Annotated in this window: 19 protein-coding genes; 16 read left to right on the top strand and 3 right to left on the bottom strand. The window is 58.9% G+C overall.

All coding sequences use genetic code 11. The annotated features are described in order from the left end of the window. Window positions 1-233: 233 nt before the first annotated feature. Entirely contained in the window at window positions 234-1,358 is a 1,125-nt protein-coding gene (locus IB252_RS21720; protein ID WP_192410209.1) for a polysaccharide deacetylase family protein, read from the bottom strand. A 260-nt stretch (window positions 1,359-1,618) separates the two neighbouring features. Here IB252_RS21720 and yaaA point away from each other — a divergent pair, with 260 nt between their 5' ends. The 13 genes from yaaA to IB252_RS21655 all read left to right on the top strand — a co-directional run bounded on the left by yaaA (window position 1,619) and on the right by IB252_RS21655 (window position 19,908). Further along, the gene (yaaA, locus tag IB252_RS21715) at window positions 1,619-2,398 is read left to right on the top strand and encodes a peroxide stress protein YaaA (protein WP_192410208.1); all 780 of its coding nucleotides are present in this window, start codon (window positions 1,619-1,621) and stop codon (window positions 2,396-2,398) included. A gap of 806 nt (window positions 2,399-3,204) precedes the next feature. Further along, window positions 3,205-4,521, top strand: coding sequence for a nucleotide sugar dehydrogenase (locus IB252_RS21710; protein ID WP_111450326.1), 1,317 nt, complete (start codon window positions 3,205-3,207; stop codon window positions 4,519-4,521). Window positions 4,522-4,731: 210 nt separating this feature from the next. After that, on the top strand, window positions 4,732-6,213 hold the full coding sequence (alg8, locus tag IB252_RS21705; protein WP_371922175.1) for a mannuronan synthase: 1,482 nt from the start codon (window positions 4,732-4,734) through the stop codon (window positions 6,211-6,213). Between the two features lie 35 nt (window positions 6,214-6,248). Then, a complete protein-coding gene (locus IB252_RS21700) occupies window positions 6,249-7,418 on the top strand; it encodes an alginate biosynthesis protein Alg44 (protein WP_192410207.1) in 1,170 nt (389 codons plus the stop codon). 12 nt (window positions 7,419-7,430) lie between these two features. Continuing rightward, window positions 7,431-8,837, top strand: coding sequence for an alginate biosynthesis TPR repeat lipoprotein AlgK (gene algK, locus IB252_RS21695; protein ID WP_111450329.1), 1,407 nt, complete (start codon window positions 7,431-7,433; stop codon window positions 8,835-8,837). Further along, on the top strand, window positions 8,834-10,321 hold the full coding sequence (locus IB252_RS21690; protein ID WP_111450330.1) for an alginate export family protein: 1,488 nt from the start codon (window positions 8,834-8,836) through the stop codon (window positions 10,319-10,321). The genes algK and IB252_RS21690 overlap by 4 nt, the downstream gene beginning before the upstream one ends. Window positions 10,322-10,347: 26 nt before the next feature. Beyond that, a complete protein-coding gene (gene algG, locus IB252_RS21685; protein WP_192410206.1) occupies window positions 10,348-11,937 on the top strand; it encodes a mannuronan 5-epimerase AlgG in 1,590 nt (529 codons plus the stop codon). A 10-nt stretch (window positions 11,938-11,947) separates the two neighbouring features. After that, a complete protein-coding gene (locus tag IB252_RS21680; RefSeq protein WP_192410205.1) occupies window positions 11,948-13,396 on the top strand; it encodes an alginate O-acetyltransferase in 1,449 nt (482 codons plus the stop codon). Window positions 13,397-13,403: 7 nt separating this feature from the next. Beyond that, a complete protein-coding gene (locus IB252_RS21675) occupies window positions 13,404-14,528 on the top strand; it encodes a mannuronate-specific alginate lyase (protein WP_192410204.1) in 1,125 nt (374 codons plus the stop codon). Window positions 14,529-14,821: 293 nt separating this feature from the next. Further along, the gene (locus IB252_RS21670; protein ID WP_192410203.1) at window positions 14,822-16,387 is read left to right on the top strand and encodes an MBOAT family O-acyltransferase; all 1,566 of its coding nucleotides are present in this window, start codon (window positions 14,822-14,824) and stop codon (window positions 16,385-16,387) included. A gap of 11 nt (window positions 16,388-16,398) precedes the next feature. Then, window positions 16,399-17,574 carry an alginate O-acetyltransferase gene (locus IB252_RS21665; RefSeq protein WP_111450335.1) on the top strand — a complete coding sequence of 392 codons (1,176 nt, stop codon included), beginning with the start codon at window positions 16,399-16,401 and terminating at the stop codon, window positions 17,572-17,574. Window positions 17,575-17,588: 14 nt separating this feature from the next. Then, window positions 17,589-18,242, top strand: a complete 654-nt coding sequence (locus IB252_RS21660) for an alginate O-acetyltransferase AlgF (protein ID WP_111450336.1) — start codon at window positions 17,589-17,591, stop codon at window positions 18,240-18,242. A gap of 214 nt (window positions 18,243-18,456) precedes the next feature. Further along, the gene (locus IB252_RS21655) at window positions 18,457-19,908 is read left to right on the top strand and encodes a mannose-1-phosphate guanylyltransferase/mannose-6-phosphate isomerase (protein ID WP_192410202.1); all 1,452 of its coding nucleotides are present in this window, start codon (window positions 18,457-18,459) and stop codon (window positions 19,906-19,908) included. An 83-nt stretch (window positions 19,909-19,991) separates the two neighbouring features. Here IB252_RS21655 and IB252_RS21650 read toward each other — a convergent pair whose 3' ends face one another. Next, window positions 19,992-22,868 (bottom strand): RHS repeat domain-containing protein, encoded by a 2,877-nt coding sequence (locus tag IB252_RS21650; protein WP_225607536.1) that lies wholly within the window; start codon window positions 22,866-22,868, stop codon window positions 19,992-19,994. A 167-nt stretch (window positions 22,869-23,035) separates the two neighbouring features. Between IB252_RS21650 and IB252_RS21645 the strand changes: the two genes are divergently transcribed. From IB252_RS21645 to IB252_RS21635, 3 genes are all read left to right on the top strand, one after another. Then, complete coding sequence (locus IB252_RS21645; RefSeq protein ID WP_192410201.1) at window positions 23,036-23,500, top strand: multidrug transporter; 465 nt, start codon at window positions 23,036-23,038, stop codon at window positions 23,498-23,500. A gap of 32 nt (window positions 23,501-23,532) precedes the next feature. Next, entirely contained in the window at window positions 23,533-24,357 is an 825-nt protein-coding gene (locus IB252_RS21640; RefSeq protein ID WP_192410200.1) for an SDR family oxidoreductase, read from the top strand. A gap of 147 nt (window positions 24,358-24,504) precedes the next feature. Next, entirely contained in the window at window positions 24,505-24,903 is a 399-nt protein-coding gene (locus tag IB252_RS21635; protein WP_192410199.1) for a DUF4440 domain-containing protein, read from the top strand. A gap of 151 nt (window positions 24,904-25,054) precedes the next feature. Here the strand turns inward: IB252_RS21635 and IB252_RS21630 are convergent, their stop codons facing one another. Beyond that, on the bottom strand, window positions 25,055-25,903 hold the full coding sequence (locus IB252_RS21630; protein WP_111450341.1) for an HlyD family secretion protein: 849 nt from the start codon (window positions 25,901-25,903) through the stop codon (window positions 25,055-25,057). Between the last annotated feature and the right edge of the window lies 1 nt (window position 25,904).

Here is a 25,904-nt window from a genome sequence, read left to right as displayed (position 1 = left end):
CAAATTGGGTCTTGGAAGACGCCACCTGTCTGCAGGTTTCGGCGGTCTGTCTTCGTAATACTCCAAAACCTGTGACAGAAAAAAGTACTTTGACGTTTTTTTGAAGTTTATTTTTCAGAGTGACCAATAGCACTAGGCGGATTGCCATCACCCCGTTAAAGTCGGAAGTCCGCCTGCACCGAATTCTCGTCCAAAACCACCCCTCCCCCAATGTTTACGGCCTTTCGTCGTTTTCAGCGAAACGCGTCCTGACAGTCTTCCCAGCCGATACCGCTTTGCGCCGTTTGCGTGATGAGCCAGGGCATCGCCGTTTTCAGCGCATCCTGCTTCACGTTGAAGTTGATCACCCCGTGGCGCCACAACAACATCAGGCTCAACACCCGTTGCGCGCTCTGATTGGCTTTCAGCTTGCCCGCGCCGTCCTGGGCATCGATATCCCACAGCGCCACCTGCAAACCCTGAGATTTGAAGAATCCTTCAGCATCGGACCGACGCTGACCGTCGGGCGGCCGAAACAACGGCACGTAGTTCTCGGGCAGTTTGTTTTTGACCAGTTCGGCGCTGCGTCGCACCGAATCCTGCCAGTCCTGCCAGTGGCTGTGTGAGCGAAATTCCCAACCTTGCACGCCAATGCACTGCTTGGAGTACGTCGCTTGCAGGCTGACGACCGAACGATCGGCCAGACGGGCCTGGATGTCCTTGCCGAGGACGAAGAACGTGCCACTCATGTTCGACTTGCGCAGGTATTCCGTGGCCCAGGCGGTGTTATCCGGCGCGGTATTGGCGGCGCTGTCGAAGGTCAGCAAAAACAGCCGGTCATGCATTTGATCGCCGTTGCGCTCATAGTCGCCAAAACGATCGACTTCGCTGCTGGTTTGCGGAAACAGCGCTGCCTTGCGCAATTGCTCGTCCAGGTACTGGGCATGGAACAGTCGGCTCGGCTCGGCCCACTTTATGTAGTAACTCTCATCGCTGACCTGAAACTTCGCGGCTTGCTGGCGCAGGGTGTCCATGTCCTCGACCAGGAAACAGAAGGAAGCATCCTGATCGCAGCTCTGCTGGGCGTAGTTGTAGTTGGTCAGCAGCCTCTGCCACATGCGCTGGCGCAGATTGTTGATCGATTCCAGATTGACCGTACGCAACCCCAGGCGCTGGGCCAGGCTCACTTCATCCAGGGATTCGCTGGCCAACAGGACGCGAGAAAACATGAGGATCTCGGCCCGTGACGCCACATCAAACAGGGTCGGGCTGTTGAGCTGTTCAGGCCAGGTGCTGCGATCAAGCGTCGCCACATCGCCCGACGCCGCCATGGCACCAAAGCTCAACAGCCAGGCCGAGAATAGAAAAACGATACGCAATGGGATGTCTCCATAACAAAACCCGCGCGGCACTATAGCTGATCCGACCGACATGATCGTTCCCACGCTCTGGTGGGAATGCAGCCAGTGACGCTCCGCGTCACCGCCGAAGCGGACGCGGAGCGTCCGGGGAGGCATTCCCACGCGGAGCGTGGGAACGATCAAACCGCGCTCCACCGCCGATCACCTATGGACTTGATAGCTGGAGTCAACAAGGACAACCCCCTAGAATCGCCCCCACGATTAAAGGAGACGACTTCATGCTGATGGTGATTTCCCCCGCCAAGACCCTCGATTACGAAACACCGCCGGCGACCCAGCGCTTCACCCAGCCACAATACCTTGACCATTCCCAGGAGCTGATCCTGCAATTGCGCGAGCTGGCCCCTGCGCAGATCAGCGAGTTGATGCACGTCTCCGACAAGATCGGCGGGCTCAACGCCGCGCGTTTCGGCAGCTGGACGCCCGCGTTCACTCCGCAAAACGCCAAGCAGGCGCTGCTCGCCTTCAAGGGCGACGTCTACACCGGGTTGAATGCTCAAACCTTCAGCGAGGCCGATTTCGATTACGCCCAGCAGCACTTGCGCATGTTGTCCGGCCTATACGGCCTGCTGCGCCCACTGGACCTGATGCAGCCATATCGACTGGAGATGGGCACCAAACTGGCGAATGCCCGTGGCAAGGACTTGTATGCCTTCTGGGGCACACGGATCAGCGAATGGTTGAATGAAGCCCTGGCCGATCAAGGCGATGACGTGCTGCTGAACCTGGCCTCCAACGAGTACTTCTCGGCAGTCAAACGCAACGCCCTGAACGCGCGCATCATCAATACCGAATTCAAGGACCTGAAGAACGGCCAGTACAAGATCATCAGCTTCTACGCGAAAAAAGCCCGCGGCATGATGAGTCGCTTCGTCATTGAAGAGCGCATCAACGACCCGCAAGCCCTCAAGCAGTTCGATGCACAAGGTTATCGCTACAGCGCCGAGCAGTCGAAACCGGACAATCTGGTGTTCCTGCGCGATCACGCCCCCGAGTAAACACCCGGCTGGCGCACGCCTCATTACGGGTCGTGCGCCACGTCCAATCGTCCAACAATTCCCCGCCTCATTCGTCACCTTACTGACGTCAAAAATCCATCGCCTGATTTTCTAACTTTAGTTTCACTCGACTTTGTTGAAATTTTTCAGTAGTGGCACTGAAATTTTTTATCGGTAGTGGCACATAACTATCTAATCCGACAATAACCCTATGTATCAAGGGCCAAACAGGTGTTGCTATCAATATGAAAGCAGTGCCATCTTTTTCAATATTTCAAGAAATTTCAGAATTCACGATGGGCGGACAGGAACTATGTCCAAATGCGTCGCTCATACCACCGGTAACCATTCTCTCTGAGCTTGTACGAGATGACTTACGCAGAGAAGAGATTCACATAGCAAAGTTGTCACATTAACTTCTGCTTACTGATCCCTGATTTGGGCAACACATGAAGGACAGGAGATAAACATCAGAAATATCCCCTACAAGGCCAAGGCTGCGCCCCTATAAACGTGCTCACCTGAGCACCCAACCGCTTGATTTACGGGCTTCTGGCCTGGCATTGAGCGCGCAAGACCTTTGCACGAATGTCTTCTGATTAGAAGACCTGCTGCATAACAGGGCACGCCATAACAATAAAAGCCTAGTTGCGCACATCTTGAGTGCACTTATTTAGACACTCGGAACTTATATGCCTGCACGCGGCATTGTGACGCCTTTAAGGCGCACTTCCGAGTGCACTTCGACCGCTGAACACCATTAACTCCGGCCATGTAATGGCTTGATAAACACAGAGGTAATTGCGATGCGCATCAGCATATTTGGTTTGGGTTACGTCGGCGCAGTATGTGCCGGTTGCCTGTCTGCACGGGGCCATGACGTCGTTGGCGTCGATGTTGCCAAAGACAAAATCGATATGATCAACGCCGGTAAATCGCCGATCGTTGAACCGGGTCTGGGCGAGCTTCTGCAGAAGGGTATCGAGACGGGCAAATTGCGCGGCACGACCAACTTCGCCGAGGCGATTCGCGACACCGACCTGTCGATGATCTGCGTCGGCACGCCGAGCAAGAAGAACGGCGACCTGGAACTGAACTACATCGAAGCTGTGTGCCGCGAGATCGGTTTTGTCCTGCGTGACAAGACCACCCGTCACACCATCGTGGTTCGCAGCACCGTACTGCCAGGCACTGTGGCAAACGTAGTGATCCCGATCCTCGAAGACTGCTCTGGCAAGAAAGCCGGCGTCGACTTCGGCGTTGCAGTGAACCCTGAGTTCCTGCGTGAAAGCACCGCGATCGCCGACTACGACCTGCCGCCAATGACCGTCATCGGCGAGTTCGACAAGGCTTCGGGTGACGTTCTGCAATCGCTGTACGAAGAACTCGACGCTCCGATCATCCGCAAGGACATCGCAGTGGCCGAGATGATCAAGTACACCTGCAACGTGTGGCACGCCACCAAGGTGACCTTCGCCAACGAGATCGGCAACATCGCCAAGGCTGTCGGCGTCGATGGTCGCGAAGTGATGGAAGTGGTTTGCCAGGACAAGACGCTGAACCTGTCCCAGTACTACATGCGCCCTGGTTTCGCATTCGGCGGTTCCTGCCTGCCGAAGGACGTTCGCGCCCTGACCTACCGTGCCGGCTCCCTGGACGTGGAAGCACCACTGCTCAACTCGCTGATGCGCAGTAACGAGTCCCAGGTGCAGAACGCTTTCGACATTGTCTCCAGCCACGGCAAACGCAAAGTCGCCCTGCTGGGCCTGAGCTTCAAGGCCGGTACTGACGACCTGCGCGAAAGCCCGCTGGTTGATCTGGCGGAAATGCTGATCGGCAAGGGTTACGAACTGAGCATCTACGACACCAACGTCGAATACGCCCGTGTCCACGGTGCGAACAAGGATTACATCGAGTCGAAGATCCCTCACGTCTCGTCCTTGCTCAACTCCGATTTCGACGACGTGATCAACAACTCCGACGTGATCATCCTTGGCAACCGTGACGAGAAATTCCGCGCCCTGGCGCAGAACGCTCCACACGGCAAGCAAGTGATCGACCTGGTCGGCTTCATGTCCCAGGCCACCAGCGTAAGTGGCCGGACCGAAGGCATCTGCTGGTAATGCGGTCGTAGGAGCTGTCGAGTGAAACGAGGCTGCGATCTTTCCAGGTCCACTTGAGTTTCAAGCGAAAGATCAAAAGATCGCAGGCTTCGCCAGCTCCTACAGGATTTCTGGCGTCATCCAGACCGGATGTCGCCAGTTTTCGTAAGCCTGCCTTAACCCCATCGGGCCACCCCACAGGCTCGCCCGAGATAGAGACGGATGCAGATTATGCACAGGCTAAAGCACGGCCTACTTCAGGCCGCCGGTTGGCTGTTTTACTTAAGTATTTTGATGGGCATCGCCATGGCGTTGCCTGCGTCCACGTTCGACTCCGAGTCGAAGGACTTCATCTTCCTGATCGGTATCGTCGGTATCTGGCGCTACTCGATGGGTGCCACGCACTTTTTGCGCGGCATGCTGTTTCTGTACGTGGTCTACCCGCACCTGCGGCGCAAAGTGCGCAAGCTGGGTAAAGCGGCAGACCCGTCCCATGTGTTTCTGATGGTCACCAGTTTTCGTATCGACGCGCTGACCACCGCCCAGGTCTACGCCTCGGTAATTCGCGAAGCGATCGACTGCGGACTGCCAACCACCATGGTCTGCTCCATCGTGGAAATGTCCGATGAGAAGCTGGTGAAAAGCCTTTGGGTCAAAATGAACCCACCGGCTCGCGTCAAGCTCGACTTCGTGCGCATTCCCGGCACCGGCAAGCGTGATGGCCTGGCCTACGGTTTCCGCGCCATCTCCCGCCACCTGCCGGACGACCGCGCAGTGGTTGCAGTGATCGATGGCGACACCGTGCTCGCCGAAGGCGTCGTGCTCAAGACCGTGCCGTGGTTCCAGCTGTTCGGCAATGTCGGCGGCCTGACTACCAACGAGTTCTGCGAAGTGCGCGGCGGCTACATCATGAGCGAATGGCACAAACTGCGATTCGCCCAGCGCCACATCAACATGTGCTCGATGGCCCTGTCCAAGCGCGTGCTGACCATGACCGGGCGGATGTCGGTATTCCGCGCCACTGTGGTGACCAACCCGGAATTCATCGCCGACGTGGAAAGCGACTCGCTGCAACACTGGCGCCTGGGTCGCTTCAAGTTCCTCACCGGTGATGACAAGTCGAGCTGGTTCAGCTTGATGCGCATGGGCTACGACACGTTTTATGTGCCGGACGCCGCCATTCATACCGTGGAACACCCGCCGGAAAAAAGCTTCATCAAGGCCAGCCGCAAACTGATGTTCCGCTGGTACGGCAACAACCTGCGGCAGAACTCCCGCGCCTTGGGCCTGGGGATGAAACGTCTCGGTCTGTTCACCTCGGTGGTGCTGTTCGACCAGCGTGTGTCGATGTGGACGTCACTGCTGGGCCTGACCGTCGCGCTCATCGCCAGCTTCAAGTACGGCATCGCGTTCATCCTGGTTTACCTGCTGTGGATCGGCATTACCCGCCTGATCCTGACCGTGCTGCTGTCTTTGTCCGGTCACACGATCGGCCCGGCCTACCCGGTGATTCTCTATTACAACCAGATCGTCGGCGCGCTGGTGAAGATCTACGTGTTCTTCCGCCTCGACCGACAGTCCTGGAGTCGCCAGCCCACTTCCCTGACCCGTGATCTCGCCAGCTTTCAAGGTTGGTTCAACACTTGGTCGTCTCGGACCATGACCTTCTCCGCCGGCAGCATTTTTGTTGCTGTGCTGTTGATGATGGTCTGACCGAACTCGCCTGAATTAACTAGGAAATCGCCCATATGAATACCGCCGTCAACGCCAACGTAGTGCATGAATCAGAAGCCCAGCGCCAACACGCCCGAGTAAAAATTCCGGCCAAGCTGCGTTTCTTCGGTCCTGACCGGACCCCGGTCGAAGCTCGGGTCATCGACCTCTCCGCTGGCGGCCTGGCTTTCAACGCCGGTCAGCTGCCCCTGAAGATCGGTGACGTGTACAAGGCTCGCCTGCAGTTCGTCATCGATAACCTCGGCCTGGCCATGGACGTCGAGTTACTGGTGCGCTCCCACGACCGCGAAACCGGCCGTACCGGTTGCCAGTTCCAGAACCTCGAATCCCAGGACATTTCCACCCTGCGCCACCTGATCACTTCTCACCTGGCCGGCGACATCGTCACCATGGGTGAAGTGCTGGCCACCCTGCAACGCGACAACTTCACCAAGGCGCGCAAGACCAAGGATGGCGGCCACGGCATGACCCCGTTCGGTCGTCTGCGTGCAGTGACCTTCAGCTTGGCGATCTTCCTCATCGGTCTGACGGCATTCGGCTTCATCTTCAAGTCGGTGTACGGCATGTACTTCATCAGCCACGCCCAGGCCGGTCTGGTCAGCGTGGCGGGCATGAACATCACCATGCCGCGCGATGGCACGGTGCAGAGCCTGATCAAGCCCGACGGCGTTGCCGCCAAGGGCGCGCCGCTCGCGACCTTCAGCACCAGCATGCTCGATGTGCTCAAGGGCCATCTTGACGACAATCAATTGCAACCAGCCAAGGTTGAAGAACTGTTCGGCAAGCAAATGACCGGCACCCTGACGTCGCCGTGCGATTGCACCGTAGCGCAGCAAATGGTCGCCAACGGTCAGTACGCCAGCAAAGGTGACGTGATCTTCCAACTGGTGCCGCGTAACAGCGAAGCCAACGTTGAAGCGCGCTTCTCCTATCGCCAGTTCGCCGACGTGTTGCCAGGCAGCTCGGTCAGCTTCCAGATCGCCGGCGAAGACAAAACCCGCTCCGGCACGATCGTCAGCAGCACCAGCCTGAAAAGCGCCGACCTGTCGTCCGACATCCGCGTGATGATCAAGCCTGACGAGCCGCTGGACAGCAAATTCGCCGGTCGCCCGGTTGAAGTCAACGCCACCCGTGGTCCGAACCTGAACTGGCTGATCGACAAAGCCATGGCCGCCGGTCGTTAAAAACAAGAGGACATGCCCGTGACTAGCCCACTCAGAATCCTGCCAGTTCCGCTGACTCTGGCCATGGCAATTGCCCTGGCCGGATGCGCCGGCCTGCCCGACCAGCGTCTGGCCAACGAAGCCCTCAAGCGCGGTGATACCACGCTGGCGGCGCAGAATTACCAGCAACTGGCAGACCTGGGCTACAGCGAAGCACAGGTTGGCCTCGCCGATATCCAGGTCGACAGCCATGACCCGGCGCAGATCAAGAAAGCCGAGGCGACTTATCGCGCCGCGGCCAGCGTCTCGCCGCGAGCTCAGGCTCGCCTGGGTCGTCTGCTGGTGGCCAAACCCGGCTCCACCGAAGCCGAACAGCACGAAGCCGAAGGCCTGTTGAAAAAAGCCTCGGCCAATGGTGAAGGCAACACCCTGATCCCGCTGGCGATGCTGTACCTGCAATACCCGCACAGTTTCCCGAACGTCAATGCTCAACAGCAGATCAGCCAATGGCGCGCCGAAGGCAAGCCGGAAGCGGGCCTGGCCCAAGTGCTGCTCTATCGCACCCAGGGCACTTACGACCAGCACCTGGACGAAGTGGAATCGATCTGCAAAGCCGCGTTGAACACCACCGACATCTGCTACGTCGAACTGGCCACGGTCTATCAGAAAAAAGCCCAGCCAGAGAAACAGGCCGAGCTGATCAAGCAAATGCAAGCCGCTCAGGCTCGCGGTGCGGTTTCCGCCCAGCGGGTGGACAGCGTGGCTCGCGTACTGGGCGATGCATCCCTGGGCACGACCGACGAGAAAACCGCCCAGTCGCTGCTCGAAGGCATCGCACCCGGCTACCCCGCTTCCTGGGTCAGCCTGGCGCAACTGCTCTACGACTTCCCGGAACTGGGTGACGTCGACACGATGATGAAGTACCTGGACAACGGCCGCGCCGCCGACCAGCCGCGCGCGGAACTGCTGCTGGGCAAGCTCTACTACGAAGGCAAAATGGTGCCGGCCGACGCGAAGGTCGCCGAAGAACACTTCAAGAAAGCCGTCGACAGAGAAGTGGCCGCCGATTACTACCTCGGCCAGATCTACCGTCGCGGTTACCTGGGCAAAGTCTATCCGCAGAAAGCGCTGGATCACCTGCTCAAGGCTGCGCGTAACGGCCAGAACAGCGCCGACTTCGCCATTGCCCAACTGTTCTCCCAAGGCAAGGGCACCCGGCCCGACCCACTTAACGCTTATGTCTTCAGCCAATTGGCCAAGGTCCAGAACACCCCGCAAGCCACCGAGCTTGCGCAAACACTCGAAACCCAACTGCCGCCTGCCCAGCTCGCCGAGGCCCAACGCCTGTTGAAACAAGAACAGGCCGTTCGTGGTGCCTTGAGTCAGAACACGCTGGAACTGCATGCCCTGGAAGAAGAAGACGGCGAGGAATCCCTATGAAGTTGAATCCATTCGTTAAGGCTGGTATTGGCCTGTCATTCGCCCTGCTGTGGTCGTGCCCGACCCTGGCGGCCCTGACTGAAAGCAAGAACTACGGCCTTGACGTGAAAGTCACCGCCCAGTCCGAAGACGACACTGACCTCGGTACGGCGAGCGGCGGCGACGTCAACGGCGTCGGCCTCGACCTGCGTCCATGGGTCTACGGCGAGAGCGGCGCGTGGAGCGCCTACGCCATGGGTCAGGCGGTGACGTCCACCGACATCATCGAGACGGACACCTTGCAACAGTCCGACAGCGACGGCACACAGGCCACCGACAACGGTGATCGCAAAAGCAAGAAAAACTACCTGGCGATGCGTGAGTTCTGGGTCGGCTACAGAGGCCTGACGCCGTACCCCGGCGAGATGCTCAAGCTCGGTCGCCAGCGCCTGCACAATGACGATGGCCAATGGCGCGACACCAACATCGAAGCCCTGAACTGGACCTTCGACACCACCCTGTTGCGCGCCAACGCCGGTGTTGCCGAACGCTTCAGCGAGTACCGCACCGACCTCACAGAACTCGCGCCCAAGGACAAGGATCGCCTGCACGCTTTCGCCGATGCGGCGTACCAGTGGACCCCGGGCAACTGGGTCGGCATTCGCGGTCATCACACCCACGATGACGGCAAGCTCGACTACGCGCAGCCGGGTGTTCCCGCCGATTCCCTGGACAAGAAACAGAATGGCGACATCAGCTGGCTCGGCCTTACCGCCGACAGCGATGCCTACAACTGGCGCAACACCAACACCGTCAACTACTGGGGAAGCGTGACCGGTATGAGCGGCGACCGCGACAAGGTCAACCCGCTCAACGCCGATGGCACCGCTCCAGCACAAGCCAAAACCAGTGGCAATGTAGATGGCTGGGCCACTGACCTGGGCGTGCGTCTGCGCCTCGATCCGCAATGGCAAGTCGGTGCAGCCTATGCCCGTGCCAGCGCCGAATACGAACAGAACGGCCTGGAAAGCAACCGCTCGAACTACACCGGTACTCGCTCGCGGGTTCACCGTTTCGGCGAAGCCTTCCGTGGCGAAATGCAAAACATGCAGTCCGCCACCCTGTTCGGTTCGTGGATGCTCAACGACGAATACGACGCCAGCGTGATCTACCACAAATTCTGGCGCGTAGACGGCAACAAGCCTGTCGGCAGCAACGGCATCAACGCCGTCGAGAACAACACCGACGACGCGACCGGCGCAATTCTGTCCAGCACGTCCCTGCCGCTGGAAGATGGCAACAAAGACCTCGGTCAGGAAATGGACGTGGTCGTCACCAAGTACTTCAAGCAAGGCCTGCTGCCCGCCTCCTTGAGCCAGTCGATCGATGAGCCTTCGGCCCTGGTGCGGTTGCGTGGCGGTGTGTTCAAGCCCGGCGATGCGTATGGCAAAGGCGTCGACTCGTACATGCACCGCGCGTTTATCGACGTGATCTGGCGCTTCTGATGCAAACCGCTAAGGGAGTTCCTGACATGAACAGTCCGAAGAGAGGCTCGATAACCTTGCTGGCCGGCGCGATGTTGCTGGCCAGCACGGCAGCCTTCGCCACAGTGGAGCCGGCCTCGCCCGTTCAAAAAGGGCAACCGGCGACCATTGCAAAAGGGTTGCAACAGGCCAAGACCTACACCGTCAGCAGCGCCCCGACCGCGCCGCTGGAGCTGGCCGCGCCGAAGCTGCCGGACACCTCCGGCTATACCGCCGAAGCCATCGCCGCGAAAGTCGTGCGCACCAAGCCCGGCAAAATCAGCGTGCGCCGGATGATGCAGGAAAACGCCCTGAAGGACTTCATTGGCGGCGATAACAAGATGGCCGAATGGGTCGTGCGTCAGCACGGTATCCCGCAGGCGATTTTCATCGACGACGGCTACATGAACCTCAAGGATCTGGCCAAGAAAGTACCCAAGCAGTACTTCAGCGAAACCTCGCCGGGTGTATTCCTGGCGAAGCTGCCGATCGTGGTGGGTGAGAAAGGCATCCTGGAAATCGACAAGCAGACCCAGGAACTGCGCCTGTCCCAAGAGGGCGGTTCGTTCCTGGTCAACGACGGCCAGCTATTCGTGCGCGATACCAAAATCACTGGCTGGAGCGAGAAGGCAAACGGCCCGGCGGCCTTCAAGTCGCCGAAGGAATTCCGTCCGTTCCTGCTGTCCTGGGGCGGCACCCAGACCTACATCGCCAACAGCAAGATCGCCAGTTTCGGCTACGCCAACAGTAAGTCCTATGGCGTGAGTATTTCCCAGTACACGCCGAACATGGCCAAGGTGCTCAAGCGCCCTGAACCGAGCGGCTGGATCGTCGGTTCCGAGTTCTCGGACATGTGGTACGGCTTCTACTGCTACGAAACCCGCGACTTCGTGGTCAAGGGCAACACCTACAAAGACAACATCGTCTACGGCATTGACCCGCATGACCGTTCCCACGGTCTGATCATTGCCGACAACACGGTGTTCGGTACCAAGAAGAAGCACGGGATCATTATTTCCCGTGAAGTGAACGACAGCTTCATCTTCAACAACCGCAGCTACGACAACAAGTTGTCGGGCCTGGTGATCGACCGTAACAGCGTCAACAACCTGATCGCCTACAACGAGATCTACAAGAACCACACTGACGGCATCACCCTCTACGAGAGTGCCGACAACCTGATCTACGGCAACAAGGTGATCAGCAACCAACGCCACGGCATCCGGATTCGTAACAGCGTGAACATCCGCCTCTACGAAAACCTGTCCATGGCCAACGGCCTGACTGGCGTCTACGGGCACATCAAGGACCTGAGCGACACCGACCGGGACATCAAGCTCGACCCGTTCGACGCCCAGGTGTCCCTGATCGTGGTCGGCGGCGAACTGGCCGGCAACGGCAGCGGCCCGCTGTCCATCGACTCGCCGTTGAGCGTGGAGTTGTATCGCGTGTCCATGCTCGCGCCGACCAAATCCAGCGGCATCAGCTTCTCGGGGATTCTCGGCGAGCGCCAGGATGAAATTCTCGACCTGCTGGTGCGCCAGCAGAAAGCCGTGTTGATCGACCCTGTCGAACGCCAGACCAAAGTACGGGACTGAGGATAATTTTATGCACCCACACTTGATCAAATTACTCAGCCTGTCGGCCCTGACCGCCGGCATTCTCGCGGCCAGCGCCGGCGCTCGTGCCGATGAAGCCAAAGCACCAACCTTCAACGCAGAACCGTGCTGCAACCTGTGCCCGGAAGCCCACGACGCGAAGAACTACACCACGCGTTACCAGCAGAACTTCACCACGCTGGTGCAGGCTCAGGGCGATTGGCTGTTCCGTACGCAAGAAGACTTGCGCACCGAATTCGACACCACGCCCGCCGGCTACAAGCGCATGAAAGAACTGCACGATGCGTTCAAGAGCAAAGGCATTGAACTGGTCATCGTTTACCAGCCGACCCGAGGTCTGGTGAACCGCAACAAGCTCAACCCGGAAGAGAAGGCCAAGTACGATTTCGACAAGGCCTTGAGGAACTACAAGACCATGCTCGGGCGTTTCGCCGCCATGGGCTACACCGTGCCGGACCTGTCGCCGCTGACCAACGAGTCGCTGCCTGACACTCTGCCGGCCCACGACTTCTACTTCCAGGGCGACCAACACTGGACGCCGTATGGCGCCCAGCGCACGGCGAAAATCGTCGGTGAGCAAATCAAGAAAATGCCGGCCTTTGCCGACGTACCGAAACGCGAATTCGAGAGCCATAAGTCGGGTCGCATGGGCAAGACCGGAACGTTACACAATATGGCTGGTCAACTCTGTGGCACCAGCTACGCGATCCAGTACATGGATCAGTTCACCACCGAGCCGAAAGGCGAAGCAGCTGATGGCGATCTGTTCAGTGATTCCGGTAATCCGGAGATCACCCTGGTCGGCACCAGCCACAGTGGCAAGAACTACAACTTCGCCGGTTTCCTCGAAGAGGCCATCGGCGCCGACATCCTCAACGTAGCGTTCCCCGGCGGTGGCCTGGAAGGTTCGATGCTGCAGTACCTGGGCAGCGAAGAGTTCCAGAAGAAGCCTCCGAAGATTCTGATCTGGGAATTCTCGCCGCTCTATCGCCTCGACCAGGAAACCATCTACCGCCAGATGATGGCGCTGCTGGACAACGGTTGCGAAGGAAAGGATGCACAGATGACCGGCAGCACCACGTTGAAACCGGGCAAGAACGAATTGATGGTCAACAGCAAGAACCTGAACCTGCAAAACAGCAGCCATCAGGTTGATATCCGCTTCGCCGATCCGTCGGTGAAAACTCTGCAAGCCACCCTCTGGTACATGAACGGCCGCCACGAGGACATCAAGATCGAAAAGCCGGAAACCTCCGACACTGACGGGCGTTTCGCCTTTGAGTTGCGCACGGACGAAGACTGGGCCTCGCAGAATCTGCTGGCCGTCGAAGTCCAGGGCCCTGAAGCAGGTGCCGCGGGACAGAAAGTCGAAGCGAAAATCTGCAAACGCAACGTGTTCCCTGGCGCTGGGCAGCGTACCGCTCAGGCCGGGCAATGAGGCAACTATGCAAACCCGAACTTTGAAAAGATTGATCGCACCGTCCCTGCTGACTCTGGCGATGTTCGCCGGAGCCACCCAGGCCGCCGCGCCCCTGCGTCCACCACAGGGTTATTTCGCGCCGATTGAAAAAGTCAAAACCGGCGACAAGAGCGAAGGCTGTGATGCGATGCCGACGCCGTACACCGGCTCGCTGCAATTTCGCAGCAAATACGAAGGTTCCGACAAGGCCCGTTCGACCCTGAACGAGGCGTCGGAAAAAGCCTTTCGCGACAGCACCGCCGACATCACCAAACTGGAACGCGGCACCAGCAAGCGCGTGATGCAGTTCATGCGTGACGGTCGTCCGGAACAACTCGAATGCACGCTGAACTGGTTGACCGCCTGGGCCAAGGCCGATGCGTTAATGTCCAAGGACTTCAACCACACCGGCAAGTCGATGCGCAAATGGGCCTTGGGCAGCATGGCGTCGTCGTACATTCGCCTGAAGTTTTCCGACTCCCATCCGTTGGCGAATCATCCGCAAGAATCGCAGTTGATTGAAGCCTGGTTCAACAAGATGGCCGATCAGGTAGTCAGCGACTGGGACAACTTGCCGCTGGAACAAACCAACAACCATTCGTACTGGGCCGCCTGGTCGGTGATGGCAACGTCCATCGCCACCAACCGTCGCGACCTGTTCGACTGGTCTGTGAAGGAATTCAAGGTCGGCGCCAATCAAATCGACGCCCAGGGTTACCTGCCCAACGAACTCAAGCGCCAGCAACGCGCCCTCGCCTACCACAACTACGCCCTGCCGCCGCTCGCGATGATCGCCAGTTTCGCTCAGGTCAACGGTGTGGACTTGCGTCAGGAAAACAACGGCGCATTGAAACGCCTGGGTGATCGAGTGCTCGCGGGCGTCAAAGACCCGGACGAATTCGAGCAGAAGAACGGTAAGGAACAGGACATGACCGACCTGAAGGTCGACTCGAAATTTGCCTGGCTCGAACCGTTCTGCTCGCTCTACACCTGCTCGCCGGATGTGCTCGAGAAAAAGCACGAAATGCAGCCATTCAAGACTTTCCGCCTCGGGGGTGACCTGACCAAGGTCTACGACCCGGCCAACGAAAAAGGCAAAAAAGGTTCGTGAGTTGTGGTGGGGCTGAAAACCAGCCCCTCACCCTAACCCTCTCCCCGGAGGGGCGAGGGGACTGACCGTGATGTCTGTTCGAGTACCGGCGACCTGAAATATCGAGTCGATCTCTGGTTCTGAAAACGACAGAGATCAGGCTCCCTCTCCCCTCTGGGGAGAGGGCGGGGGGTGAGGGGTTGGTCTTGAGGCCAACCACGCCCTCAAGGAAACATCGTTTTACCCCTCAATTTCGATGGGGGGTTTGGGGGGGCTGCGGCCCTTGACTGTTGGTTAAACATGGAGAGACCGGGATGGTATTTTCATCCAACGTGTTCCTGTTTTTGTTCTTGCCGATCTTTCTCGGCATGTACTACTTAAGCGGAATACGCTATCGCAACCTGCTGCTGCTGATCGCCAGCTACGTGTTCTATGCGTGGTGGCGTGTGGACTTCCTTGCGCTGTTCGCAGCCGTCACGCTGTGGAACTACTGGATCGGCCTCAAAGTCGGTGCCGCAGGCGTTCGGACCAAACCGGCACAACGCTGGTTGCTCCTGGGCGTGGCCGTCGACCTGTGCATTCTCGGCTACTTCAAGTACGCCAACTTCGGCGTCGACAGCATCAACGCGATGATGACCTCCGTCGGTCTGTCGCCGTTCATCCTGACCCACGTACTGTTGCCGATCGGGATCTCGTTCTACATCTTCGAGTCCATCAGCTACATCATCGACGTCTACCGTGGTGACACGCCGGCGACCCGCAACCTGATCGACTTTGCCGCTTTCGTGGCGATCTTCCCGCACCTGATCGCCGGTCCGGTGTTGCGCTTCCGCGATCTCGCCGACCAGTTCAACAACCGCACCCACACCCTCGACAAATTCTCCGAAGGCTGCACGCGGTTCATGCAGGGTTTCATCAAGAAGGTGTTCATTGCCGACACCCTGGCGGTCGTGGCCGACCATTGCTTCGCCTTGCAGAACCCGACCACGGGCGATGCCTGGCTCGGCGCGCTGGCCTACACCGCGCAGCTGTATTTCGACTTCTCCGGTTACAGCGACATGGCCATCGGTCTGGGCTTGATGATGGGTTTCCGCTTCATGGAAAACTTCAAACAGCCGTACATCAGCCAGTCGATCACCGAGTTCTGGCGTCGCTGGCACATCAGCCTGTCGACCTGGTTGCGTGACTACCTGTACATCACGCTGGGCGGTAACCGTAAAGGTACGCTGATGACCTATCGCAACCTGTTCCTGACCATGCTGCTCGGTGGTCTGTGGCACGGCGCGAACATCACCTACATCGTCTGGGGCGCCTGGCACGGCATGTGGCTGGCGATCGAAAAAGCCCTGGGCCTGAATACCTCGCCGCGCAGCATCAACCCGATCCGCTGGGCGCTGACTTTCCTGCTCGTGGTCATGGGCTGGGTGATCTTCCGCTCGGAAAACCTGCACGTCGCCGCTCGTATGTACGGCGCGATGTTCAGCTTCGGCGAATGGTCCCTGTCGGAACTCAACGCGGCCAGCCTCACCGGCCTGCAAGTAGCGACCCTGGTGGTGGCTTACATGACCCTGGCGTTCTTCGGCATTCGTGACTTCTACAGCAACCTGCCGCCTGAGAAGACCAAGCCTGTTGTGAACGTCGGGGCCGATGGCCCGGCTGCCGCGACCCCTGGAATGATCAAAGCCGTACCGGGCGACAACCCGGGCAGCATCCACCAGCCTGGCTACACCGTCGGCGTTGAAGCGACTGTGCAACCGGCCTACTGGACTGCCGACTGGCCTCGTTACGTGATGCGCACGCTGGTACTGGTGCTGTTCATCGCCTCGATTTTCAAACTCTCGGCGCAAAGCTTCTCGCCGTTCCTTTACTTCCAGTTCTGAGGGATCTGACTATGACCCGCTCATTACGCATCCTCTACATCGGCCTGTTCATGGTGACGCTGTTAGTCCTGGGCCTGTGGTCCACGCGCAGTTTCTTCGGTTTCAGCACCTCGGCCGAAACGACGGTGCTCAACGGCCGCTGGACCAAAGCCGTAGAGACGCATTACGACGACGAGTTCCCGATCAAGCGCCTGGGTACCAACCTTTGGGCTGCGCTGGATTTCAAACTGTTCAACGAAGGTCGTCCGGGCGTCGTGCTCGGCCGCGATCAGTGGTTGTACAGCGATGAGGAATTCAACCCGATCGTCAACGAAGAGCTGAACCTGCAAGGCAACTACGCGCTGGTTGAAGGCGTGCGCCAGGAGCTGAAGGCGAAAGGCGTGAAACTGGTCATGGCGATCGTGCCGGCCAAGACTCGCCTGTACCCGGAACACCTGGGTGAAGTGAAGCCTTCGAGCATCCACGCCAACCTCTATGACGACTTCCACGCTCATGTGGCGGCCAACAAGATCCTCGCTCCCGACCTGTTCGGCCCGATGCTGAAGGCCAAGCTGGACGGTCAGCAAGTGTTCCTGCGCACCGACACTCACTGGACCCCGGAAGGCGCGCAAATCGCTGCCGAGGCCCTGGCCAAAACCATCGCCGAAAAAGCCCCGCTGAGCGGCGAGCCGCAACACTTCGTCACTGAACCTGCGGAGAAGGTGACTCACAAGGGCGACCTGCGGTTGTTCCTGCCGCTGGACCCGCTGTTCGAAAACCTGATGCCCAAGACTGAGCCGTTGCAGAAGCGCAACACCGTTGCGGCGCAAGACCAGGCTGGCGGTGATGACGCCTTGTTCGCCAACACTGAAGTGCCGGTGGCCCTGATCGGCACCAGCTACAGCGCCAACCCCAACTGGAACTTCGTCGGTGCGCTGAAACAAGCGCTGAACAGCGACGTGGTCAATTACGCCGAAGACGGCCACGGCCCGATTCTGCCGATGCTCAGCTACCTGAAAAGCGATGCTTTCAAGAACAGCCCGCCACAAGTGCTGATCTGGGAGTTTCCTGAACGTTATCTGCCTGTGAACAACGAAATCGGTGACGCCGACCCGCAGTGGGTCGCAGAGCTCAAAGAAGCCGGCGTTCGCCAACAAAACGTAGCCGCAAACACTAAATCCGAGACGCCCGACCGGGCGCAAAACTGAAAGAGAGGTACACCATGACTTTCACTACTACTCCTCGCCGTCTCGCCAAGACCTTCGCACTCGTTGCAGGCATGAGCGTTCTGTCGATGTCCGCCTTCGCTGGCGACGCCGCACTCTACGGCCCGACTGCACCGAAAGGTTCGAGCTTCGTACGTGTCTACAACGCCGGTAACGCTGAAGTCAGCGCCACCGTCGGCACCACCAACCTGGCCGAAGTCGCGCCGCTGTCCAGCACTGACTTCAGCTTCATGCCGGGCGGCGACTACAGCGCCAAGATCGGTAGCCAGTCCCTGCCGGTGAAACTGGCCGGTGATCACTATTACACCCTGGTCAACAACGCCAGCGGCGCACCGCAACTGATCGAAGAACCGCCGTTCAAGAACAAGCAGAAATCCCTGGTTCGCGTGCAGAACCTCAGCGACAAGGCCCTGACCCTGAAAACCGCTGACGGCAAGACCGAAGTGGTCCCGACCGTGGCCGCCAAGGGCCGTGGCGAACGTGAAATCAACCCGGTCAAGGTCAGCCTGGCGCTATACGATGGCGACAAGAAAGTCGGCGACGTGAAACCGGTTGCCCTGGAACGCGGTGAAGCCGCCGTGCTGTATGTGACCGGCAGCGGCAGCAGCCTGGCGCCAGTCTGGGTAAAACGCCCGGTTTCGACGCGCTAACACATTTGCCCGGTTGACCCACATCCCTGTGGGAGCCGGGCTTGCTCGCGAAGACGGTTTCACATTCAACGATAAAGTTGGCTGACCCACCGCTTTCGCGAGCAAGCCCGCTCCCACAAGGAACCGAGGCGTCAATTGGGACACGGAATAAGAACAAGAGTGAAACGACAGAACGCAGTAGCTCTGACCCATACGATTTTCAAGGAGTAACAACATGATTCCGGTGATCTTGTCAGGTGGTAGTGGCTCACGTCTTTGGCCGCTTTCGCGTAAGCAATTCCCTAAGCAATTCCTCGCCCTGACCGGCGAACACACACTGTTCCAGCAAACCCTGGAACGCCTGGTGTTCGAAGGCATGGACACCCCCATCGTGGTCTGCAACAAGGAACACCGTTTCATCGTCAACGAGCAACTGGCCGCCCGTAAACTGGACGTGCAGCGCGTCCTGATGGAACCGTTCGGCCGCAACACCGCGCCAGCCGTGGCCTTGACCGCACTGATGCTGGTCAACGAAGGTCGCGACGAATTGATGTTGGTGCTGCCAGCCGACCACGTGCTGGAAGATCAGAAAGCCCTGCAACGCGCGCTGGCCCTGGCCACGGTCGCTGCAGAAAACGGCGAAATGGTGCTGTTCGGCGTCCCGGCCACCAAACCGGAAACCGGCTACGGCTACATCAAGTCGGCCAATGATTCGCTGCTGCCCGAAGGCGTCAGCCGTGTTTCGCATTTCGTCGAAAAACCGGACGTGAAGCGCGCCACCGAGTTCGTCGAATCCGGCGGTTACTTCTGGAACAGCGGCATGTTCCTGTTCCGTGCCAGCCGTTTCCTCGAAGAGCTGAAAAAACACGATCCGGACATCTACGACACCTGCGTGCTGACCCTGGAACGTAGCGAGCAGGATGCCGACACCGTCGACATCGACTCCGCCACCTTCGCTTGCTGCCCGGACAATTCCATCGATTACTCGGTGATGGAAAAAACCCAGCGCGCCTGCGTTGTGCCGCTGACCGCGGGCTGGAGCGATGTCGGTTGCTGGGCGTCGTTGTGGGAAGTGAATGAAAAAGACGCCAACGGTAACGTCACCAAAGGCGATGTGGTCATTCAGGACAGCAAAAACTGCATGATCCACGGCAACGGCAAACTGGTGTCGGTGATCGGCCTGGAAAACATCGTGGTCGTCGAAACCAAGGACGCCATGATGATCGCCCACAAGGACAAGGTCCAAGGCGTGAAACAGATGGTCAACACCCTCAACGAGCTGGGCCGCAGCGAAACCCAGACGCACTGCGAAGTCTATCGTCCGTGGGGTTCCTACGACTCGGTGGACATGGGCGGTCGCTTCCAGGTCAAGCGCATCTCGGTCAAACCGGGCGCGTGCCTGTCGCTGCAAATGCACCACCACCGCGCCGAACACTGGATCGTGGTCAGCGGCACTGCTGAAGTGACCTGCGACGAAAACGTGTTCCTGCTCACTGAAAACCAGTCGACCTACATCCCGATCGCCTCGGTCCACCGCTTGCGCAATCCGGGCAAGATCTCGCTGGAAATCATCGAAGTGCAATCGGGCAGCTACCTGGGCGAAGACGATATCGAGCGGTTTGAAGATATCTACGGTCGCTCCAACCCGATCGAACGCGGCGTGTCGGTGAAAACCATCGCGCAGTAAGCGTTCAGCAAAACGAAAAGCCCTCGCCCAGCCCGCTGCGTTTTCCCTATCCGCAGCGGGTTGGGTGGGGGCTTTTTTTTGCATCAACCTTTTGACATTTGCCGAGCCGGGGCTGACCTGGACGTTCCATTCAGTGATTGTCGTCTTCCGGCATAAGGCTTGGGCGCGACAAGCTCAATGAAACCCTGGTTTCGGCTCAACGTCTGAACCACTGCCTGCGTCTGCGTCGAGAGCTCGGCGATACGCTCGAAGGTTTCCGGATCCGCGCTGCCGGAAACTGCGAATTCAGTTTTAATTGCCTGCATCCTGAACTCCAACATATCGATCACTGCGGGTGTCTCGTCGTAAGCCGTGCTAAGCGATTCCGCTTTGAGCCCTTGCGATGCCTGGTAGAACTCCCGACCTGTCTTGATCAGCCCTGGCGCTTCCGGTCCCAGCTTACTGGCGACCTTTTCAATACCCTTATCAACCACCGCGGTGGTGACTTTTTTCCTTATTTGCTTTCGCCCTTCACTTGTCCGCGGGTCAATCGCCGACAGCTCAAGTTTTACCGTTGCAAGGCTGAGTTTGTTTTTGGGTTCAACGCTCTCAATGAATGCTTTAGGGTTCATTTCGTTACCCTTGAAGTTGATCGGACGATCCAATTGATAGGTGTCCACCACCTTGGAAATCAAAGCATCTGCCGCCTTGGAGCCGGCTTTTGTCCCGGCCATAGCTCCAAGCGTTGCCCCCCCCGGACCTATCAACCCACCCAAGGCACCGCCTGCCGCAGTACCTGCCGACGTAGCCACAGTACTGACAGCACTGCTGGCCAGTTGGGTAACGACTCGTCTGCCCAACGCTTTGAACCGATGCTGCGCATAGGCGTGGTTAAGTATTGAATTTTTGAGATCAGAAGCGGCTCCTCCAACTGATGAGACCAAGGCTTGTTGCTTGTCCAGGCTTTGGCTCAACTCTGAAGCTTCGGTCTTTCCACCGCCGTCGCTATCGACATAATTCATGGGCGAATTACCGACCATCTGATACAGGTTCGGCCCATCGATGAACCCCTTGGGATCGGGGTTAAGCCATCGCTGCAACCACGGCACGTAATAACGCAGGCCGTAGTAATAAAGCCCTGTGGCATCCCGTTCCTTGCCCGAGTAACGGATCACTTTGTAACTGACCTCAATCACATCATCCCCGGCAAACCAGGCCGTGGCGCCAAACGAGTAATAGATTTCCCGACTGATGATTCGCGCGTCACCCGCAAGCTCCAGCGTGCAAGAACTCAAGTGATCGATGAGGCTGTAACGGAATTGATCGTTGCTCATGCCGTGCGGTGGACCGGTCTCCCAGTGCAGTACCCGCACGCTGTTGAGACCGGCCTGGGCGGTGATCACCTGCAGCTTCGTCGCAGTCCCGTCATCAGTGCGCAATTCAAGTCCCGGCAAGTAACGCACCTCAGCCACCACGGTTCGGGCATTGGTCTGCAACGTGCGAATTTTGCGCACGCGCTGGCCGCCACCGTCATAAACATAGGACTCACTGTCATTGCGTCCGCAATTGCGCTCCACCGGGCTGACCGACTGCAACTGGTTACGCAGGTCCCACCTCAGGAACCTTCCCTGATCCAGCTCCAGACAATTGCCTCTTTTGTCGAACGCGAGGGCGATTTCTTCCTCGGTGGGTGGTACGCCGTCGCGCCAGGGTCGACAGCGGTTGCTATATCGCGCCGCCTTGAGTTCACGCCCCGGACTTTGCGCGCCGACATGCGTCAGCGTCAGCAGGTTGCCGCTTTCGTCGTAACTGTAGGTCTGGTGATAGTTGCTGACCGCCGCCGGATCGGCCCGCCCCACGGATTCCGGTCCCTGGTTGGGGCCGCCCGCCTCCCAGCCAGAAGCCTCGATCAATTGGTAAAGGCTGTCGTAGCGAAAGCGACTGATGGGCTCGACACGCTGGTTGGCGAAGTAACGCACTGGCAGTGCCTTGTCCTCGATGCTCAGGACATTACCCATCCGGTCATAGTCGTAGATCAGATGCTGCAACCACCGGGCACTCGCGTCCTGTGCCCCGCGCTCACTCAACAAGCCATCTTCAGCGCGGTAAAGGAGGGTTGTTTGCACACCATTGCCGGCAGTTTCGTGTGTAACCTGCCCCTCGGCGTTGTACTGGATATCGTTGACCAGCGTTTGCCAGGTGGCCAGCTTCTGAAGCAGCAGACGCGTCTCACGCAAGCGACCGTCAAGTGTCAGGCGGAAGGCCTGGCGGTTGCCCTTGGCATCGACCTGTTCCAGCACATCATTCAGCGGGCCGAAGCTCCACGTCGAAACGGCACCCTCCCCCGGCTCAAGCAGCCGCTGGCGATCGCCTTCCAGCTCCGGCCAATCAGGTGCAACAGGGTCCAGGGTGAAATGACGGACTTGCTTCACGCATCGACGGGTGATTGAAAACGCCTCGAACAGCACCGTCCCGGCGGGGTCATCATGACGGATCAACTGCCCGCACTGATTCCGGACGCCATGATCGGGACCGCCATAAGTCATGCGCTCAACAGCCCTTCGCGGCTCGGTCACGCCCTGCTCGAACACCGAAACGGGGCGAAGCAAGTCGTCGTACTCGACCTTGCGTCCGGTGCCTCGGCTGTCCCACCCCAGCAACACCTCATTGCCCAGCCCCGACAGGCTGAGCTGCCAACCGGCATCGACGCCGTCAGTGAACAGCGCGTTACCCGACAGCGAAAACACCGTCGTGAGGTTGGCGCGCCGCAACGGATCCTCTTTTGGCAGCGCCCAAAGCCGTGGGTCCCACTGTTCAACTGCATGTCCTGCGGCATCATAAAAGGTGCGGCTGATGCGTGCCTGAGTGGGGTCACCTTCGACCTCACGCCAATAATCAACCGAACGGATCGGTAGACCACGCGGGTCGACAACCGACAATCCGGGGGTTTTGTGGTGCATTCCTATCGTCAAGGCTTGCATGCCGGTCGCGTCCCTGTTTGCCAGCAGTCATCTAACCGCTCGTGGGCAGGCCAGGCTACTGTCAGAAATCACAGTGCCGACCAACGGCAACAGACCTTGATCGACGAATGTCCATTCCTTCAGCCCTTCGGTAGGATGGTGGTCATGAGTTCAAGGAGCGTTCAAACATGTTCATCGGCGTCCTGCTGGTCATCACCTGGCTGATTTTGTTGCTACGCTACCCGACCAAGGCGTTGCCGGTCTCTGTGGCGGCGGCCATCGGATTGGGTGTCGTGGCAACGTGGGTGATCTGGATGGACAGCCGCGAGGTCAAGCAACTGGCGCGCCTTGAGTTGCGCATCACTTACGCACCCGAACAGTGCCCGGTGGACCGGCCGTTGCATCTGACAATGAACAACGGCAACGACGTTCCGCTGACCGAGCTACGCTGGCGCGTCGCCGCGTATGCGCCGGGCGATACGGTCAACCTGGCCGACAATCAATACGCCGCCCCGCGCTATCGCGGCCCCGGCGAATTGCAGGCCGGCGCGAACTGGGAAGACTGTTTGCCGCTGCCGCCTTTGCGCCCCGGTTATCGCCCGCAAACACTGGAGTTTCGCGCCGAGCATTTGCAGGGTAGTTTCTCCGATTAATCCCCTTCCTCTTTTTGCACAAGGACCGCGCCATGCCCGTTGCGTTGATTACCGGTTGTTCCAGCGGCATTGGCCGCGCCCTCGCAGACGTTTTCAAAAATGCCGGATACGACGTCTGGGCCAGCGCTCGCAAGGCTGAAGACGTGGCGGCGCTGGCCGCTGCCGGTTTCACCGCCGTGCAACTGGACGTCAACGACGGCGCGGCACTCGAACACTTGAGCGAGCGCATCAACCAGCAACACGGCGGCCTCGACGTGCTGATCAATAACGCAGGTTACGGCGCCATGGGGCCATTGCTCGATGGCGGGGTGCCGGCCATGCAGCGGCAATTCGAAACCAATGTGTTCGCCATCGTCGGCGTCACCCGCGCCCTGTTCCCGGTGCTGCGTCGTGCCAAGGGCCTGGTGGTGAACATCGGCAGCGTGTCCGGGGTTTTGGTCACGCCATTCGCCGGCGCCTACTGCGCCTCGAAAGCGGCGGTGCATGCCTTGACCGATGCGTTGCGCATGGAACTGGCGCCGTTTGGCGTGCGGGTCATGGAAGTCCAGCCGGGCGCCATCGCCTCGAGTTTTGCCAAGAATGCCGGCCATGAGGCGGAGCAGCTGATTACCGAACAATCGCCGTGGTTTCCGCTGCGTGAAGGCATTCGCGCACGGGCCAAAGCCTCCCAGGACAACCCGACCCCGGCCAGCGAATTTGCCGCCGGTTTGCTCAAGGCCGTGCAGCAGAGCAAACCACCGCGCCTGATTCGTTTGGGCAATGGCAGTCGGGCGTTACCGTTGCTGGCGGGGGTATTGCCTAAAGGGCTGCTGGAGGCGGGGTTGATGAAGCGGTTCGGGCTGCGCGGGCAACTCTGAGACCGAGTCGACGCCATCGCGAGCAGGCTCGCTCCCACAGGGATCTTTGGTGTGAATGCAATTTATGCCACGCAGCAGAACCCTGCGGGAGCGAGCCTGCTCGCGATGGCGTCAGAACTAACGCAGAAAATTTCAGGAAACACTTCCATGACCGACTACACCGAATACTTTGACGAAGTGATCCAGGCCCACGTCGCCATCGAGCAATGGTTGGCCGAGGAACAGGACGAGCCGGCGCTTGAACAGTTGCTGACGCGTTTTTCGCCGCAGTTTTCCATGGTCTCGCCGTTGGGCCGGGTGCTGGATTTCGACGCGTTGAGCGAATTGTTTTTGATGGCGGGCGGGAAGAAGCTCGGATTCAGAATTGAGCTCAGCGAGTTGCGTGGCATTGCTCTGTACGATGGTGGAGCAACGGTGAGTTATCGCGAGCAGCAGACCGATGCGACAGGGCTGCACTCTGATCGGCGTTCGACCGTGGTGTTTGAGAAGCGGGCCGATGGCAAACTCATTTGGCGGCATTTGCATGAGACGTTTTGCAAGGAGTGAACTGCCGCAATCTGTCAGTGGGACCGAGTCGACTTCATCGCGAGCAGGCTCACTCCCACATTAGATCTGCAATGAACACAAAGTATATGTACGACGCAAATCAAGTGTGGGAGTGAGCCTGCTCGCGATGAAGGCGACTCGGTCTAACGGTTTACTTAACTACCACCGTGCACGTAATCCCCGCCGCCAACAACACACCCTCCGGCACTTCATCAATGTGAATCCGCACCGGCACCCGTTGCGCCAGACGCACCCAGTTAAAGGTCGGGTTCACATCGGCAATCAGCTCGCGACTTTCCGGGTTATCACGGTCGTAGATACCGCGAGAAATGCTTTCCACATGCCCCTTCAACACTTCCCCGCTCATGAGTTGCATGTCGGCTTTATCGCCGACCCGCACGTGGGGCAATTTGGTTTCTTCAAAGAAGCCGTAGACCCAGAACGAGTTCATGTCGACCACGGCCATTTTCGCTTCGCCAATACGCGCGTAATCGCCGCGATGCACATTGAGGTTGGTCACATAACCGTCCACCGCTGCGCGGACCTCGGTGCGTTTCAGGTTCAACTCGGCGGCTTCGAGCTGTGCCTGAGCATGCTGGTAATCGGCCAGGGCCGAGTCGGCGATGTTGCTCGCGTCGTCGCGGTTTTCCCTGGAGATCACCAGGTTGTCCATGTCGGCGCGGCGGTGGGCGTTGACCTTGCGCATTTCCCATGTGGCCTTGCGTGAGGCCACCAGCGACTGTGCCTGTTTGACCGCAATGCGGTAGTGCTCGGGGTCGATCCGCATCAGCAAATCACCCTTCTTCACCTGTTGATTGTCGCGCACCGGCACGTCCACCACTTCCCCGGTGACGTCAGCGGCGACGTTGATGATGTCGGCGCGCACCCGGCCGTCGCGGGTCCACGGCGTGTCCATGTAATGCACCCACAGGGTCCGGCCGATCCACATCGCAAGGGCCAGCACCAATAGCGTGGCGAGCAGGCTGAAAAGCTTTTTCATC

This window comes from Pseudomonas sp. PDM10, assembly GCF_014852295.1.
In the GTDB taxonomy this organism is placed as follows: domain Bacteria; phylum Pseudomonadota; class Gammaproteobacteria; order Pseudomonadales; family Pseudomonadaceae; genus Aquipseudomonas.
The sequence above is the reverse complement of the archived record's forward strand: the minus strand, read 5'-3'. Positions and strand labels throughout refer to the sequence as shown.